The 14,894-nt window shown below is 69.8% G+C and carries 16 protein-coding genes; 8 read left to right on the forward strand and 8 right to left on the reverse strand.

Going from position 1 to position 14,894, the window contains the following annotated elements; all coding sequences use genetic code 11:
- Nucleotides 1–50: 50 nt before the first annotated feature.
- Nucleotides 51–701 carry an HAD family hydrolase gene (locus OG966_RS07490; RefSeq protein ID WP_326648652.1) on the reverse strand — a complete coding sequence of 217 codons (651 nt, stop codon included), beginning with the start codon at nucleotides 699–701 and terminating at the stop codon, nucleotides 51–53.
- 70 nt (nucleotides 702–771) lie between these two features.
- Between OG966_RS07490 and OG966_RS07495 the strand changes: the two genes are divergently transcribed.
- Together OG966_RS07495 and OG966_RS07500 are read left to right on the forward strand one after the other, a co-directional pair.
- A complete protein-coding gene (locus OG966_RS07495) occupies nucleotides 772–1,131 on the forward strand; it encodes a hypothetical protein (protein WP_326648653.1) in 360 nt (119 codons plus the stop codon).
- 2 nt (nucleotides 1,132–1,133) lie between these two features.
- Nucleotides 1,134–1,607 carry a hypothetical protein gene (locus tag OG966_RS07500; protein ID WP_326648654.1) on the forward strand — a complete coding sequence of 158 codons (474 nt, stop codon included), beginning with the start codon at nucleotides 1,134–1,136 and terminating at the stop codon, nucleotides 1,605–1,607.
- 26 nt (nucleotides 1,608–1,633) lie between these two features.
- Here OG966_RS07500 and OG966_RS07505 read toward each other — a convergent pair whose 3' ends face one another.
- The 3 genes from OG966_RS07505 to OG966_RS07515 form a co-directional block, all read right to left on the reverse strand.
- On the reverse strand, nucleotides 1,634–2,137 hold the full coding sequence (locus OG966_RS07505; protein ID WP_326648655.1) for a GNAT family N-acetyltransferase: 504 nt from the start codon (nucleotides 2,135–2,137) through the stop codon (nucleotides 1,634–1,636).
- 36 nt (nucleotides 2,138–2,173) lie between these two features.
- A complete protein-coding gene (locus tag OG966_RS07510) occupies nucleotides 2,174–2,707 on the reverse strand; it encodes a sigma-70 family RNA polymerase sigma factor (RefSeq protein ID WP_326648656.1) in 534 nt (177 codons plus the stop codon).
- A gap of 86 nt (nucleotides 2,708–2,793) precedes the next feature.
- Nucleotides 2,794–3,939: a glycerophosphodiester phosphodiesterase gene (locus tag OG966_RS07515; RefSeq protein ID WP_326648657.1), complete on the reverse strand. Its 1,146-nt coding sequence runs from the start codon at nucleotides 3,937–3,939 to the stop codon at nucleotides 2,794–2,796.
- Nucleotides 3,940–4,184: 245 nt separating this feature from the next.
- Between OG966_RS07515 and OG966_RS07520 the strand changes: the two genes are divergently transcribed.
- Nucleotides 4,185–4,847 carry a lysophospholipid acyltransferase family protein gene (locus tag OG966_RS07520; protein WP_389183028.1) on the forward strand — a complete coding sequence of 221 codons (663 nt, stop codon included), beginning with the start codon at nucleotides 4,185–4,187 and terminating at the stop codon, nucleotides 4,845–4,847.
- 163 nt (nucleotides 4,848–5,010) lie between these two features.
- Here the strand turns inward: OG966_RS07520 and OG966_RS07525 are convergent, their stop codons facing one another.
- The 4 genes from OG966_RS07525 to OG966_RS07540 form a co-directional block, all read right to left on the reverse strand.
- Nucleotides 5,011–6,555 (reverse strand): MFS transporter, encoded by a 1,545-nt coding sequence (locus OG966_RS07525; protein ID WP_326648658.1) that lies wholly within the window; start codon nucleotides 6,553–6,555, stop codon nucleotides 5,011–5,013.
- Nucleotides 6,552–7,103, reverse strand: coding sequence for a TetR/AcrR family transcriptional regulator (locus OG966_RS07530; protein WP_326648660.1), 552 nt, complete (start codon nucleotides 7,101–7,103; stop codon nucleotides 6,552–6,554). The genes OG966_RS07525 and OG966_RS07530 overlap by 4 nt, the downstream gene beginning before the upstream one ends.
- Before the next feature lie 411 nt (nucleotides 7,104–7,514).
- Nucleotides 7,515–8,942: an argininosuccinate lyase gene (gene argH / locus OG966_RS07535; RefSeq protein ID WP_326648661.1), complete on the reverse strand. Its 1,428-nt coding sequence runs from the start codon at nucleotides 8,940–8,942 to the stop codon at nucleotides 7,515–7,517.
- 113 nt (nucleotides 8,943–9,055) lie between these two features.
- Complete coding sequence (locus OG966_RS07540) at nucleotides 9,056–10,249, reverse strand: argininosuccinate synthase (protein ID WP_326648662.1); 1,194 nt, start codon at nucleotides 10,247–10,249, stop codon at nucleotides 9,056–9,058.
- A gap of 117 nt (nucleotides 10,250–10,366) precedes the next feature.
- Between OG966_RS07540 and OG966_RS07545 the strand changes: the two genes are divergently transcribed.
- The 5 genes from OG966_RS07545 (at nucleotide 10,367) to OG966_RS07565 (ending at nucleotide 14,884) form a co-directional block, all read left to right on the forward strand.
- On the forward strand, nucleotides 10,367–10,954 hold the full coding sequence (locus OG966_RS07545) for a pyridoxamine 5'-phosphate oxidase family protein (protein WP_326648663.1): 588 nt from the start codon (nucleotides 10,367–10,369) through the stop codon (nucleotides 10,952–10,954).
- 77 nt (nucleotides 10,955–11,031) lie between these two features.
- Nucleotides 11,032–11,739, forward strand: coding sequence for a L,D-transpeptidase family protein (locus tag OG966_RS07550; RefSeq protein ID WP_326648664.1), 708 nt, complete (start codon nucleotides 11,032–11,034; stop codon nucleotides 11,737–11,739).
- Between the two features lie 111 nt (nucleotides 11,740–11,850).
- A complete protein-coding gene (locus OG966_RS07555; protein ID WP_326655117.1) occupies nucleotides 11,851–13,218 on the forward strand; it encodes a ferredoxin reductase family protein in 1,368 nt (455 codons plus the stop codon).
- Nucleotides 13,219–13,256: 38 nt separating this feature from the next.
- Complete coding sequence (locus OG966_RS07560; RefSeq protein WP_326648665.1) at nucleotides 13,257–14,108, forward strand: FMN-binding protein; 852 nt, start codon at nucleotides 13,257–13,259, stop codon at nucleotides 14,106–14,108.
- Nucleotides 14,108–14,884 carry an FAD:protein FMN transferase gene (locus OG966_RS07565; RefSeq protein ID WP_326648666.1) on the forward strand — a complete coding sequence of 259 codons (777 nt, stop codon included), beginning with the start codon at nucleotides 14,108–14,110 and terminating at the stop codon, nucleotides 14,882–14,884. The genes OG966_RS07560 and OG966_RS07565 overlap by 1 nt, the downstream gene beginning before the upstream one ends.
- Nucleotides 14,885–14,894 lie beyond the last annotated feature (10 nt).

Consider the following 14,894-nt stretch of genomic DNA (forward strand, 5'->3'; position numbering starts at 1 on the left):
ATCCCGGTTGTCCGAATAGCGGACATCCTTGATACAGCATTTGGACTGGCTCATTCCGCCGCGGTGATCTCCACTCCCCCTCCGGTGACCTGCACGGACACGGCCGAGAGGTCACGCACGACGACATCGGCGACGAGCTCGGAACGCTGGTGTGTTGTGGCCAAGCCCACGGTCCGCATACCGGCCGCGCGCCCCGCGGTCAGCCCCGCCGGCGCGTCCTCGAAGACGACGCAGCGCGCCGGATCCAGGCCGAGCCGGCGCGCCCCGAGCAGGTAGGGCTCCGGGTCGGGCTTGCCGCGCTTGATGTCGTCGGCGGCGATCAGGCACTTGGGCCGGATGCCGACCTCTTCGAGCCTGGCCTCGGCAAGCCGCCGGGTCGCGGAGGTGACCACGGCCCAGCGGTCCGCGGGCAGCCGCGCGAGCAGCTCGGCGGTGCCGGGCAGCAGGACGACTCCGCCGACCACGTCCTCGACCTCGAGCTGTTCGATACGGGCCAGGGCCTCGGGCACCATGCCCGCGGGCACCAGATCGGCGGCTATCTCCATGGCGGGGCGGCCGTGGAGTTCGACGCGGGCGAAGTCCTCCGCCGTGATCCCGTACTCCCGCGCCCAGATTGCCCAGCATCGGTCGACGGACTCCATCGAGGAGACGAGCGTCCCGTCGTTGTCGAACAGCAGGGCATCGGCGTGGAGGATCTTCATGGTCGTCGACCATACGGGGCGCACGGGGCCGCGCGCATCGGGCCTTTTGGCCCGTAATACCCTCGGGTCCATGCTTGACGCCCTGACGGTCGCGGTCGCCGTGACCGCGCTCGCCCTCGCCGCCTGGTGCGGTTTCGCCACCTACCGCGACCAGCCCACAAAGGACTGGCACTTCATCGGCATGGCCGTGGTGACGGTGCTGGCGCTCGCGCAACTGGTGGTCGGGATCGTGCAGCTGTCGCGCGGCGAGAAGGCGCAGGAGGGCACCGCGATCTTCATCGCGTATCTGATCGGCTCGTTCGCCGCGGTACCGGCGGCGGGCTTCCTGTCGCTCGCCGAGCGGACCCGCTGGGGCTCGGCGACCGTCGCGGCCGGCGCGGTGGTCCTGGCAGTGCTCGAAGTACGGCTCTACGACATCTGGGGAGGCTGACGATGGCCGAGACCGGCACCGGAGAGCAGCGGACGAGGCAGCGGACCGGACTCGTCCAGGGACCCGGACTTCTGCTGCTCTGGCTGTACGGCGTGATGTCGGTGGGCGCGGTGTCGCGCTCGGTCTACCAGATCCTCACCGACTACGACTCGGCACCGCTCGCCCACACGCTCTCCGCCGTCGCGGCCGTGGTGTACGCGTTCATCACGTACACCCTCGTGCGCGGCGGAGAGACGGCCCGCAGGGCGGCGCTGGTGTGCTGCGCCGCCGAGCTCGTGGGCGTACTGGTCGTCGGGACCTGGACCGTGGTGGAACCGTCCGCCTTCCCGGACTCGACAGTCTGGTCGGCGTACGGCATGGGCTACCTCTTCATCCCGGTCGTGCTGCCGATCACCGGAATGCTCTGGCTGCGCCGGTCCCGTACGGACGCGGCGCAACCCGCCGGCCGGGACGGCCGGGGCGCGTTCCGGAAGTAGCGCCGTCCGACCGAAGGGCGGGGCCTCTATGCCCTGGCGACATAAGCGCGCGCGGCGGACTCCTTCTCCAGCGTGACGACTATGAGCCGCGGGCCGACCTGCTCGCTGGACACCTGCACATAGCCGCGGCTGCGGTACAACCGCAGATTGCCGTCGCTGCGATGGCCGGTGAAGAGCTGGAACCGCCTGGCGGCCGGCTCCCCGGCGAAGCGCTCCTCGATCGCGTCCAGCAGTCGCCCACCCAGACCGTGGCGCTGCATCCGCGGATGGACGATGAGCTTGGCGATACGGGCCGTCCCGCCCTCGTCGACCCTGCCGCGTACGGAAGCCACCACCTCGTCGCCCAGCCGCGCCACCAGGGCGTGGCCCTGCGCTATTTCGGCCCGCAGACTGTCGAGGGACTGGGTGAGCGGCTCGATTCCGTAGTCGCCGTAGAGCTCGGCCTCGCTCTGGTAGCACAGATACTGCAGCTTGAGGATGTGCTCCGCGTCCTGCGCCGCTGCCGCTGAGATGGTCACGCTCATGCCCATGTGTGCATGCCTCCCGCTCACCTGTCCGCCGGTTGTCTACCGCTCCTTTCCCCCGCGTTCAGGAGCGCCAACCTCTGCCGTCAGCATTCTGCGCAGGCATCCCAGGCAGCGGGAACGCATCGGTCCCAGACTGCCTTGTGAGATTCCCAACGTCCCTGCGATTTCCCGGTAGGTCGGGTCGTCCGGGGACAGCATCGCGGTGAGCAGGCGCGGGCAGTTCCCCGGCGTGCGCGCGACGGCGGCCCGCAACGAGAGGCGCCGCTCGGCCCGGAGCGCGGTGCATTCGGGGCTGCCGGCCGGGTCGGCGGAGGGCTCCTGGCCGTACGGGAGTTCACGGGCGGCCGTCCGCCGGGCGCGGCGTGCTTCCGCTCGCACGGCCGATTTGACCCAGCGAGCGGCGTCCGGCGGCGGACCGTCCCCGTCGAGCCGCTCGAGCAGCCGCACCCAGACGGCCTGTTCGAGGTCACCCGCCTCCATCGCGGTGCCCGGCGCCTCGGCCGTGGCCTCGGCGCCCACCAGCGGGCGCAACGCCCGGACCACATGGGCGGGGGTGTCTTCGAGAAGCCTCATGCCCGGCGGGACGTGCCGTCGCACGGCGGCGGTTGCCGTGCGACGGCACAGTCACCCCTTCGAGCGGGCCGGCGGTCGCCTGTGCGTCAGCCGCGGAAGTCGGCGACGGACAGCAGTCCCGTGTCCGAGTTGTCGGTGAAGATCCCGTCGATGCCGGTCTCGAAGTAGACCTTGAAGGCGCCGAATGCGTCGCCGTATGCGTTCGGGTCGGTGCCGCGCCGGAAGTCGGCGGGCAGGAAGGTGTTCTCGTTGCGCATCGTGTACGGGTGCAGGATCAGGTCCTTCGCGTGCGCGTCGCGCACCAGTGACGTCGGCGTGCCCAGCTTGCCGTTCGCGTCCTTCGGGATGACCAGGTCGAGGGTAGGGCCGATGCCCTGCGCGTACGACGCGATCCACTTCAGGCCATCGGGCTTGACGAGATCGGCGACGGTGCGCGGGTCGCCCGCCTGGACGAAGTCCCAGGGGCGGGTGTTCGCGGCCGACAGCAGGACGACGCGCGGCGAGTCGACAAGCCCGGCCAGCCGCTGGATGCTGCTCGGCTCGAACGACTGGAGAAACACGGGGGAGTTGCGGCGGTCGCGTCCGTACCGGCGCAGGAGCCTGGCCAGTCGCTCCTCGAGTCCGAGCCCGAGCCCCCTGAAGTAGGTGGGGTGCTTGGTCTCGACATGGAGCCAGACGGGACGGCCGCGCCGGTGGCCCTCCTTCTCGGCCCAGCGCAGCACCTCCTCGAAGGTGGGTATCGCCCAGCGGCCGTCGTAGAGGGTGTTCTCCTGGCGGTTGGCGGGGATCCGCTCCTTGGCGCGCAGTGTCTTCAGCTCGGCGAGCGTGAAGTCCTCGGTGAACCAGCCGGTGAGGCTGACGCCGTCGACGGACTTGGTGGTCCTGCGGGACGCGAACTCCGGGTGGGCCGCGACATCCGTCGTACCCGTGATGTCGTTCTCGTGACGGCATACGAGGTGGCCGTCCCGGGTCGGCACCAGATCCTGTTCGATGACATGCGCGCCCATGTCGAGGGCCAGCTGGTAGGAGCCGAGAGTGTGTTCGGGGCGGTAGCCACTGGCGCCGCGGTGGGCGATGATCGTCGGGCAGGGCAGGTCCTTGTACGAACCGTGTCCGCTGTTGCGCTCGTCCGCCCGTGCTGCCGTGGAGCCGAGCCCGATGGCGGCCGTGCCGAGCATCGCCGCTCCCACTACGGTCCGACGCCCGGGACCCCTGTCCGCACCCTGTGTCATCGATGTCCTCCGTGTGATGTCCCGCACCTGTCAAGCGACGCCCGATGTTATGCAGCTACGCCTTACATACGGCAGAGCCTGGACGAACGCAGTGGAAACACACGTCAACACTGCGTATCCGATCGATGAACCCGATGTGCGATCAGGTGTGACCCACGAGTATCGTCCTCACCTGCAGAGACTTCGCCGCCGCTACGTCCGCCCCCACGACACCCGCACATGACACGGAGGACCCGTTGTCCCGCTTGTCGCTCATCAAGGCAGTGCTAGGACCGTTCCTGCGCCTGATGTTCCGCCCACGGGTGGAAGGTGCCGGGAACATCCCGGGGACGGGGCCGGTGATCCTCGCCGGAAACCACCTCACGTTCATCGACTCGATGATCCTTCCGCTTGTCTGCGCCCGTCCGGTGTACTTCATCGGCAAGGACGAGTACGTCACGGGCAAGGGCGTCAAGGGTCGGCTGATGGCCTGGTTCTTCACAGGCTGCGGCATGATCCCGGTGGACCGCGACGGTGCCAACGGCGGTGTGGCCGCGCTGATGACCGGCCGCCGGGTGCTGGAGGAGGGCAAGATCTTCGGCATCTACCCGGAGGGCACCCGCTCCCCCGACGGACGGCTCTACCGGGGCCGTACGGGCATCGCGCGGCTCACGCTGATGACCGGCGCGCCCGTGGTTCCGTTCGCGATGATCGGCACCGACAAGCTGCAGCCGGGCGGCGCCGGTCTGCCGCGGCCGGGCCGCGTGACGGTCCGTTTCGGCGAGCCGATGGAGTTCTCGCGGTACGACGGCATGGACCGTGACCGCTATGTGCTGCGCGCGGTGACGGACTCGGTGATGACCGAGGTCATGGAGCTGTCGGGCCAGGAGTACGTGGACATGTACGCAACGAAGGCGAAGGCTGCCTGAGCCGGTGGCTCCGGGGGTAGCGCGAAGTTGAGAGAAGGGCCGGACCCCACGGGGTCCGGCCCTTCTCCCGTTGTCGCTCACCCTTATGGGCGCCGTCCGTCCGACGGAAATTCGAGGACCCTCAGGTGGCCTTGCGGGTGCTCATGAACCGGCGCTCGAGACCTCAAAGGTGCTCGATGCCTTCCTCGAGCTTCTGGCCGCGCAGCATGAACCACGCCGCGACGGCCGTTGCGAAGAGTACGGCCGCGCCGATCGCGGCCGCCGTCTGGAAGCCGTCGGTGAAGGCGTCCTGCGCGGCCGACAGCATCGCCGCGCCCTGATCCTGCGGCAGGTCCTTGGCCGACTCGACCGCGCCGCCGAGTGAGTCGTGCGCCGACGCGGCCGCCTCGGCGGGGATGCCCGGCGGGGCGGTGAAGCCGCGGTAGATGCCGGTCACGATGGATCCGAGCAGGGCGATGCCGAGCGCCGCGCCCAGCTCGTACGCCGTCTCCGACACCGCGGAGGCCGCGCCCGCCTGCTCCTTGGGCACGCTGGAGAGGATGACGTCCGCGGTCACGGTGAAGGCGAGACCCGCTCCGACACCGCCGATGAACAGCGCGATACCGAGCGCCACGACCCCGGTGGACGCGGTGATCGCCGTACAGGCCGCGAGTGCGAGTCCGACCGCCGTCAGTCCGCTGGACACCGCGCTGCGTACGGAGGCTCTGCGGGCGAGATGGCCGGCCAGCAGGCCCGCGCCCACCGCGCCGATCGCGGCGGGCAGTTCGATCAGTCCCGCCTCCAACGGCGAGCGCATCTGCACCAGTTGCAGGAACTGCGAGAGGAAGAAGACCAGGCCGGACAGGCCGAGAATGGTCAGCAGATCGGCGAGGACCGCGCCGGAGAAGCCGCGGTGGTGGAAGAGCCGCATGTCCAGCAGTGGCGAGTCGAGTGTCAGCTGCCGCCGGGCGAACCAGTACAGAGCTGCCAGTCCGATGACGGCGGCTGCCGCGATGTCCAGGCGGAAGCCGTGCACCGCCGTCTCCTTGACGGCGTAGACGATGCTGACCATGCCGATCAGCGAGAGGCCGACGCTGATCAGGTCCCAGGGGCCGGGGTTGGGGTCGCGGGATTCCGGCAGCAGCTTGATGCCGACCAGTACCAGTACCGCCATCACGGGCAGGTTGATCAGGAAGACCGAGCCCCACCAGAAGTTCTCCAGCAGGAAGCCGCCGACGACAGGTCCGACCGCGGCGCCCGCGGAGGCCGCCGCGCCCCAGATGCCGACCGCCAGGCTGCGTTCCTTGGGGTCGTGGAAGATATTGCGGATCAGCGCGAGCGTGGACGGCATCAGGGTGGCGCCCGCGACACCGAGCAGGGCCCGCGCGAGGATCATCATCTCCGGGCTCGTGGCGTAGGCGTTGAGGACGGAGACCGCGCCGAACGCGACCGCACCGATCAGCAGCAGCTTCTTGCGGCCGATACGGTCGCCGAGGCTGCCCATCGAGACGAGCAGTCCGGCGATGATGAACGAGTAGACGTCGCCGATCCAGAGCAGCTGGGTGCCGGTGGGCTGCAGGTCCTCGCTGAGGAACGGCGTCGCGAGGCCGAGCACGGTCGCATCGACCGCGACCAGCAGCACGGCGAGGACGAGGACGGCCAGCGCGAGCCAGCGGCCGGGACTGCGTACCGATCCGCTCTGCGTCGTCTGCCGGTCGGTACTGGTCATTCCCTCACGCTCCGTCGTGCGCCGCCGAGCAGCAACTCGACGATCATGTACTGGAAATCCTTGGCAGCGACCCGCCCCTCCTGCACCGACCAGGCGCCGGAGCCGACGAGCCCGTAGAGGGCTTCGGTCAGCCAGGCGGGCGTGAGGTCGATACGGAACTCGCCCTGTTCCTGCCCCCGCCGGAAGAGCGCGGAGACACGGGCGTCGAGGCGGTTCCAGCCCTCGTTCACCTGGTCGCCCTCGAAGAGCTGGTTCTCGGTGACGAGGAAGGCGAGCAGGGGGGCGGCGGACTCCACTTCGGCGACGAGCCGCCGCAGCGCGTCCTCGGCGGTGCCGTCGTCGAGCCGGGCTGCGTCGAGGGCCGCCTCGAACTCCTGGATGCCGAGGTCTTCGAGGGCCTTGACAAGGGAGTGCCGCCCGGCGAAGTGCCGGTGCAGGGTGGCGCGTCCGATACCCGCGGCCCGGGCCACCTCGTCCATGGTGGCGGTCGCTTTACGGGAGAGCAGGGCGGCGGCGGTACGCAGAACCTGTTCGCGGTCGACTGTCATGAGACAACCATAACCCACATGAGACATGAATGTCTCATTAGATGTTCGAGCTGTCGGCGCCGGCCGAGCGGTACGAACCCGTCCGGGCCACCACCTGAAAGGGCGAGGCGAACCAGGGCGGCCTCACCTCGGCCTGCCCGCACTGCCGTACAGCGACTGGCCCGAGACGCACGGAAAGGCCCCTCGCGGGACCTTCCGGAAGACGCAGTGCTTCCTGGTGACGACCTCCTGGAACGCGCGGTGGAGCGGCCGTTCGCCCGGATCGACGACGACATCGCGGCCAGGGACCACGAGTGGGTGGAACAACAGCAGCGGCCGCCGCCCTGTTGCTGCGCGACGATGAGAGGGTCGGACGGCTCCGGCCCGGACTTCGACGCGCTCGCCAACTGGGCGGCGGCGCTGTGGCGATGCCTACTTCTTCGCCGTGGCCCAGGCGTGCTGCACGGCCAGGTCGGCCTTGACCTCGGCCAGTTGGACGGCGACGGCCGACGGGGCCGTACCGCCTCGGCCGCTCCGGGAAGCCAGCGCGCCGTGGACATTCAGGACCGTGCGCACCTCGGGCGTGAGGTGCTCGGAGATCTCCGCGAACTGGGCGTCGGTGAGCTGGTCCAGTTCGATGCCGTGCGCCTCACACTCCTTGACGCACTCGCCGGCGACCTCGTGCGCCACTCGGAACGGCACGCCCTGCTTCACCAGCCACTCCGCGATGTCCGTCGCGAGCGAGAAACCGGCCGGGGCCAGCTCCTCCATCCGCTCCCGGTTGACCGTCAGTGTCGCCATCATCCCGGTGAAGGCCGGGAGCAGGACCTCGAGCTGGTCGCAGGAGTCGAAGACCGGCTCCTTGTCCTCCTGGAGGTCGCGGTTGTACGCGAGCGGCAGCGCCTTCAGCGTCGCCAGCAGACCGGTCAGATTGCCGATGAGCCGGCCGGACTTGCCGCGCGCCAGCTCCGCGATGTCGGGGTTCTTCTTCTGCGGCATGATCGACGACCCGGTCGAGAAGGCGTCGTGCAGGGTGACGAAGGAGAACTCCTTCGTGTTCCAGATGATGACCTCTTCCGCGATCCGGGAGAGGTTCACGCCGATCATCGCGGTGATGAAGGCGAACTCCGCGACGAAGTCACGGGAGGCCGTGCCGTCGATGGAGTTGCCCGCGCTGCCGTGCTCGAATCCGAGGTCCGCGGCGACCGCCTCCGGGTCGAGGCCCAGCGACGATCCGGCCAGGGCGCCCGATCCGTACGGGGAGACCGCCGTGCGCTCGTCCCACTGCCGCAACCGCTCCGCGTCCCGGGAGAGGGACTGGACATGGGCGAGGACATGGTGGGCGAAGAGCACGGGCTGGGCGTGCTGGAGGTGTGTACGGCCGGGCATGGCGACGTCCGGGTGCGCCTCGGCAAGGCCGACCAGCGCGTCCTGGAGTTCGGCGATCAGGCCGCCGATGATCCGGGCGTGGTCCCGCAGATACATCCGGAAGAGCGTCGCGACCTGGTCGTTCCTGGACCGCCCCGCCCGCAGCTTGCCGCCGAGGTCCGGGCCGAGGCGCTCCAGCAGACCGCGCTCCAGCGCGGTGTGTACGTCCTCGTCGGCGATCGTGCCGACGAAGGAGCCGTCGGCGACATCGGCTTCGAGCCGGCCGAGGCCGGCCAGCATCCGCGTCAGCTCGTCCTCGGTGAGCAGGCCGGCCACGTGAAGCACCCGCGCGTGGGCGCGGGAGCCGGCGATGTCGTACGGCGCGAGCCGCCAGTCGAAGTGGACCGACGCCGACAACTTGGCCAGCGCCTCGGCCGGACCGTCGGCGAAACGGCCGCCCCAGAGCCGTACGTCACCGTTGTTGCTGCTCACAGCTGAAGCTCCTCAGGAGGGTGGATGTGCGCCCCCGGGGCCCCTGCGGGCCTGGGGGGGACCACCACCCCGCCGTAGAGGAACGGGGAGGCGGCTCTCGTACGCCTATCGAATCAGGCGAGGTCGCGCCGCGCCGCGATCTTCGACGACAGGCCGAAGATCTCGATGAAGCCCTGCGCCTTCGACTGGTCGAACGTGTCGCCCGAGTCGTACGTCGCCAGGTTGAAGTCGTACAGCGACTCCTCGGACTTCCGGCCGGTGACGACGGCGCGTCCGCCCTGCAGGGTCATCCGGATGTCACCGGTGACGTGCTGGTTGGCCTCGTTGATGAAGCCGTCCAGGGCTCGCTTGAGGGGGGAGAACCACAGGCCGTCGTAGACCATCTCGCCCCAGCGCTGCTCGACCTGCCGCTTGTAGCGGGCCAGCTCGCGCTCGACCGTGACGTTCTCCAGTTCCTGGTGGGCGGTGATCAGCGCGATCGCGCCCGGAGCCTCGTACACCTCACGGGACTTGATGCCGACAAGACGGTCCTCGACCATGTCGATCCGGCCGATGCCCTGCGCGCCGGCCCGCTCGTTGAGCTGCTGGATCGCCTGCAGGACGGTGACGGGCTTGCCGTCGATGGCGACCGGGACGCCCTCCTTGAAGGAGATGACGACCTCGTCGGCCTCGCGCTGCACGGCCGGGTTCGAGGTGTACTCGTAGATGTCCTCGATCGGCCCGTTCCAGATGTCCTCCAGGAAGCCGGTCTCGACGGCCCGCCCGAAGACGTTCTGGTCGATGGAGTACGGCGACTTCTTGGTGGTCGCGATCGGGAGCTGCTTCTCCTCGCAGAAGGCGATCGCCTTGTCCCGGGTCATGGCGTAGTCACGGACCGGCGCGATGCACTTCAGATCGGGGCCGAGCGCGGAGATACCGGCCTCGAACCGCACCTGGTCATTGCCCTTGCCGGTGCAGCCGTGGGCGACGATGCCCGCATTGTGCTTCTTGGCGGCGGCGACGAGGTGCTTGACGATCGTCGGCCGGGAGAGGGCTGAGACCAGCGGGTAGCGGTCCATGTAGAGGGCGTTGGCCTTGATCGCCGGGAGGCAGTACTCGTCGGCGAACTCATCCTTGGCGTCGGCGACCTCGGCCTCGACAGCACCGCAGGCGAGCGCGCGCTTGCGGATGACGTCCAGGTCCTCGCCGCCCTGGCCGACGTCCACGGCAACGGCGATGACCTCGGCGCCCGTCTCCTCGGCGATCCAGCCGATGGCGACGGAGGTGTCCAGACCGCCCGAATAGGCGAGTACGACGCGCTCGGTCACTGGTTTCTCCTTACGATGCATTCGGTGATGGGTATAACTATGCAGTCCTCCGTATGTTTTGTCAACGCGGTCCGTACGGAGCACGGCGGGTGATCGATCACCGCGGATAATCCCCGTATGGGACAGCGCTACGAACGAATAGAAGGCCGTATCCGCAGCTTCATCGAGCAACAGCCCGTCTTCTTCACCGCCACCGCCCCACTCGGCGGCGAGGGGCATATCAACCTCTCCCCCAAGGGCCGCAGCGGCACGCTCGTCGTCATCGACGAGCTGACCCTCGCCTATCTCGACTTCGGCGGCAGCGGCGCAGAGACCATCGCCCACCTCCGCGAGGAAGGGAACGGACGCATCACGCTGATGTGGTGCGCATTCACCGGCCCGCCCAAAGTGCTGCGGGTGCACGGCACCGGTGCGGCGATCTTCCGGGACGACCCGCGCTGGAGCGATCTCATCCCGCGCTTCGAGCGGGTCGACGGGCCGAGCGCCCGCGCGATCATCGTCATCCACGCGCAGCGGATCAGCGACGCCTGCGGTTTCGCCGTGCCCTTCATGGAGTACCGGGAGGAGCGCACGCAGCACGCGGAGCACTTCGGCCGTAAGTCGGACGAGGAGTTCGCCGCGTACTGCGAGAAGAAGGACCACGTCGGGGTGAGCCTGGACGGGCTGCCGGCGCTGCCGCTCCCCCTCCCCGCGCGCACGGACTGACCCCGGGGAGTGACCGGGTGCACGTACGGCGCAGTCCGGGCGGCGCACCCCCCGGGCCGCGCGTACGGTCATGAACCATGCGCCCAGGACTCGCGCTCGGCTCCGTTCTGCTGCTGCTCGCCGCCGGTACGGTCGCGACCGTACCCGGCCGCGCGGTCACCCTCCCCGAGCGGATGGCCGACACCGGCGGCGGCACCCAGCTGATCACCGCCGAGGCCCCGGGCACCGGTTCCACCACGGGCAGTGTCACCTGGTGGGACCGGCGCCGCGACGGGCGGTGGGTGGCGGCGGGCTCGGCGGCGGCCCGGTTCGGCGCGAACGGCCTGGCCGAGGGCGGCAGCCGGAAGCAGGGCACCCTGACCACTCCGACCGGGCTGTACGGCCTGCCGTACGCGTTCGGGACCAGGGACGCTGCCGCCTGGACCGACTACCCGTACCGCCGGGTGACGGAGACGTCCTGGTGGTGCCAGGACAACGGATCCGACGCGTACAACCGCTGGGTGGAGGGGCTGCCCGCCGACTGCCGGGCGGCCGAGTCCGAACACCTGGTCACGTACGCGACGCAGTACGCCCGGGCCCTGGTCGTCGGCTTCAACTACGACCGTCCGGTGCGCGGTCGGGGCGCCGGGATCTTCCTGCATGTCAACGGGCGTGGCGCGACAGCCGGTTGTGTGTCGGTGCCGGACGCCGCGATGCGCCGGATCCTGGCCTGGGTCCAGCCCGGCCGCCGGCCGCATATCGCGATCGGAACAGCCTCCGGCCCCACGGCCGTCACGCGCTACTGACCGGGCCGGCAGGCTCACAAATTGCGCAAGCGTCCCTCGAATTGAACTCCGCGCGCCTCGCATGCGTATTCCCGTACGCGAAAGAGGTACAGCCGAGGAGCAGTCGTGGCGATGTTGCAGAGCGGTCGGGCCGCGAGGCGCCAGACCATGCGGGCGATCAGCCCCCGGCGTGACCCGGCGGTGGCGCTGCTGGCCGTCACCTGGGCCGGGGCGGTGGCCGTGCTGTCCCTGTGGTGGCAGAACACGGCGGTGGTGCACATGAGCACCGCCGAGTGGCTGATCGGTGCCGGCAGGATCACCGGTCTGCTGGGCGGATACACGATCGCGCTGGTGGTGCTGCTGATGGCACGCGTTCCGGCGCTGGAACGGCGGGTGGGTTCCGACCGGGTGACCCGCTGGCACGCGATGAGCGGCCGCTACGCGATCAGTCTGATCGTCACGCATGTCGTGCTGACCGTCTGGGGGTACGCCGTCCAGGCCCGCACCGGCCTCGTGGAGCAGACCGTCACCGTCGTCGTCGACTTCCCCGAAATGATCAAGGCGGCGATCGGCACCGGGCTCCTGCTGCTCATCGGCTTCGTCTCGGCCGGGGCGGTACGCCGGCGGATGGCGTACGAGACGTGGTACTACCTGCACCTCCTCACCTATGTCGCGGTGTATCTGACCTTCTGGCACCAGCTGGCGACAGGTGCCGAGTTCGTGGCGAACCCGGCGGTGCGCACCGTCTGGTACGTGCTGTACGGAACGGTCGGCGCGCTGCTGCTCTGGTACCGCGTCCTGTCCCCCGTCCGGCTCAATCTCTGGCACCGGATGCGGGTCGAGTCGACTGTGGACGAGGCACCGGGTGTGGTCTCCGTGCTGATCACCGGGCGACGGCTGCACCGGCTCGGCGCCGAGGCGGGCCAGTTCTTCCGCTGGCGGTTCCTCACCAAGGGGCTGCGCTGGAGCGCCAATCCGTACTCGCTCTCCGCCGCGCCCCGCCCCACTCTGATGCGTATCACCGTCAAGGCGGTCGGCAGACACAGCACGGCCCTGTCCCGCCTGGAGCCGGGGACACGGGTCTGGGCGGAGGGCCCGTACGGAGCCATGACCGCCGGGCGCCGGAGCCGCAACAAAGTGCTGCTGATCGCGGGCGGCGCCGGGATCACCCCGCTGAGGGCGCTGTTCGAGACGCTGCCGGGCGGACCGGGCGACCTGACACTGCTCTACCGGGCCAGCAACAAGCAGGACCTGGCGCTCTGGAGCGAGCTGCAGCAGATCGCCGAGCGCCGGGACGCACAGCTGATGTACGCGGTGAACGGTCCCGACGGCGCACGGCCCGAGATCACCGCCGAGCGGCTGGCGGAGGTGCTGCCCGACATCGACGAGCACGACGTCTATCTCTGCGGGCCGCCCGGTCTCGCCGAGGAGTCCTACCAGGCACTGCGTGAAGCAGGAGTGCCGTCCCGCCGGATCCACCACGAGTCCTTCGAGATGTGAGGCCTTCCTTGAAGAGGAAACATCCGCTTCGCCGGATCATGATCGGCGCCGCCGCCACCGTGTCGGGTGTCGTCCTGCTGCTCGCGCTGAAGCAACCGGGCAACACCGTGGCCGGGGCGTCGCAGGCCGGCTCTCAGGTACCCCCCACCGGCTCGGCCTCCGCCGGGAACGGGGCCGGGGCCGCGGGGGGCAGGACGGTGCTCGGTGATGTCGCGGGCACGCAGTACGGCGACGTCCAGGTCCAGCTCACCCTCAGCGGCGGCAGAATCACCGGGGCGCAGGCGGTGAAGGCGCCCAGCGCCGACCCCAGGAGCCGGCAGATCGCCGCCGGAGCGATCCCCAAGCTCAACCAGGCCGTGATGACGGCGCAGAGCGCGCAGATCGACGCGGTTTCCGGGGCCAGCTACACCAGCGAGGGCTACATCAAGTCCCTGCAGAGCGCACTCGACAAGGCCGGGACCGCGGGGGCGGTGGGCTCCGGTGCCGGGGACTCCGGTAGCGACGGGTCCGGCGCGCAGGCCGGGGCAGGGACGCAGCCCGGAGGGAGCCCGGGTTCCGCTGCGTCCTCGGGCTCGGGTTCCGGTTCCGGTTCCGGTTCCGGCGTCGCCCCGGCGGCGAAGACCGTCCTCGGCGACGTGGCCGATACCCAGTACGGCCCGGTGCAGGTCCGGATCACGGTCAGCGGCGGCAAGGTCACCGCGGCCGACGCCGTCAAGGCACCTTCCACCGACGCCAACAGCCGACGGATCGCCGCCGACGCCGTGCCCAAATTGAACCAGGCAGCGGTCACGGCACAGAGCGCACAGATCGACGCCGTTTCCGGCGCCAGCTACACCAGCGAGGGCTACATCAAGTCCCTGCAGAGCGCACTCGACAAAGCGGGTCTGTGATGCCCGGCCGCCAAGAACGCCTGCGCCATGTCGAGCACTCCATGGGCACGGTCTTCTCGTTCGACATCCGTGTCGCCGACAGCAGCGGCTCTCCCAGAGTGCGCGCCGGACTCGCCGCCGCCGTGGCCGGTCTGCACCGTGTGGACGAGATCTTCTCGACGTACCGTCAGGGCAGCCAGCTCAGCCGACTCGCCCGCGGCGAACTCTCACTCGGAGAGTGCGTCACCGAGGTCGCCGAAGTGCTCGATCTGTGCGTGGACGCGGAGCGGGAGAGCGACGGCTGGTTCACCGCCCACTACGCCGGAGAGCTGGATCCGACAGGTCTGGTCAAGGGCTGGGCGGTGGAGTGCGCGGTCCGCATGCTCGCCTCGTCGGGTGCGGATTCGGTCTGCCTCAACGGAGGCGGCGACATCCAGTTGCACGGCGGCCCCTGGCGGGTGGGCGTCAGTGACCCACTGCACCCGGGCGAGCTCGTCACGGTGATCGAGGCCGACGAGCGCCTCGCCGTCGCCACATCGGGCCCGGCCGAGCGCGGCTGCCACATTCTCGACCCGCACACCCGTCGGTCACCCACCGAGGTCACGGCGTCGATGACCGTCGTCTGCCCGGGGCTGACCCACGCCGACGCGCGGGCGACCGCCGCGTACGCCATGGGCGGGCGGGCCCGCGACTGGCTGGAAGAGCTGCCCGATACCGAGGGCTTTGCGGTCAACGCCGACGGCAGCACCTGGCAGACCAGCGGATTCGCCCGCCACACGGCGAAGTTGACCGCCTGACGACGGGACG

It is taken from the genome of Streptomyces sp. NBC_01750 (assembly GCF_035918095.1).
Taxonomy (GTDB): domain Bacteria; phylum Actinomycetota; class Actinomycetes; order Streptomycetales; family Streptomycetaceae; genus Streptomyces.

What these genes read in the sequence shown, in the direction of transcription:
- OG966_RS07530 (WP_326648660.1), bottom strand. Translation starts at nt 7,103, where the DNA reads ATGACAGTCGACCGCGAACAGGTTCTGCGTACCGCCGCCGCCCTGCTC.
- OG966_RS07500 (WP_326648654.1), top strand. Translation starts at nt 1,134, where the DNA reads ATGGCCGAGACCGGCACCGGAGAGCAGCGGACGAGGCAGCGGACCGGA.
- OG966_RS07505 (WP_326648655.1), bottom strand. Translation starts at nt 2,137, where the DNA reads ATGGGCATGAGCGTGACCATCTCAGCGGCAGCGGCGCAGGACGCGGAG.
- OG966_RS07545 (WP_326648663.1), top strand. Translation starts at nt 10,367, where the DNA reads ATGGGACAGCGCTACGAACGAATAGAAGGCCGTATCCGCAGCTTCATC.
- OG966_RS07495 (WP_326648653.1), top strand. Translation starts at nt 772, where the DNA reads ATGCTTGACGCCCTGACGGTCGCGGTCGCCGTGACCGCGCTCGCCCTC.
- OG966_RS07510 (WP_326648656.1), bottom strand. Translation starts at nt 2,707, where the DNA reads ATGAGGCTTCTCGAAGACACCCCCGCCCATGTGGTCCGGGCGTTGCGC.
- OG966_RS07560 (WP_326648665.1), top strand. Translation starts at nt 13,257, where the DNA reads ATGATCGGCGCCGCCGCCACCGTGTCGGGTGTCGTCCTGCTGCTCGCG.
- OG966_RS07565 (WP_326648666.1), top strand. Translation starts at nt 14,108, where the DNA reads ATGCCCGGCCGCCAAGAACGCCTGCGCCATGTCGAGCACTCCATGGGC.
- OG966_RS07490 (WP_326648652.1), bottom strand. Translation starts at nt 701, where the DNA reads ATGAAGATCCTCCACGCCGATGCCCTGCTGTTCGACAACGACGGGACG.
- OG966_RS07555 (WP_326655117.1), top strand. Translation starts at nt 11,851, where the DNA reads ATGTTGCAGAGCGGTCGGGCCGCGAGGCGCCAGACCATGCGGGCGATC.
- OG966_RS07525 (WP_326648658.1), bottom strand. Translation starts at nt 6,555, where the DNA reads ATGACCAGTACCGACCGGCAGACGACGCAGAGCGGATCGGTACGCAGT.
- OG966_RS07550 (WP_326648664.1), top strand. Translation starts at nt 11,032, where the DNA reads ATGCGCCCAGGACTCGCGCTCGGCTCCGTTCTGCTGCTGCTCGCCGCC.
- OG966_RS07515 (WP_326648657.1), bottom strand. Translation starts at nt 3,939, where the DNA reads ATGACACAGGGTGCGGACAGGGGTCCCGGGCGTCGGACCGTAGTGGGA.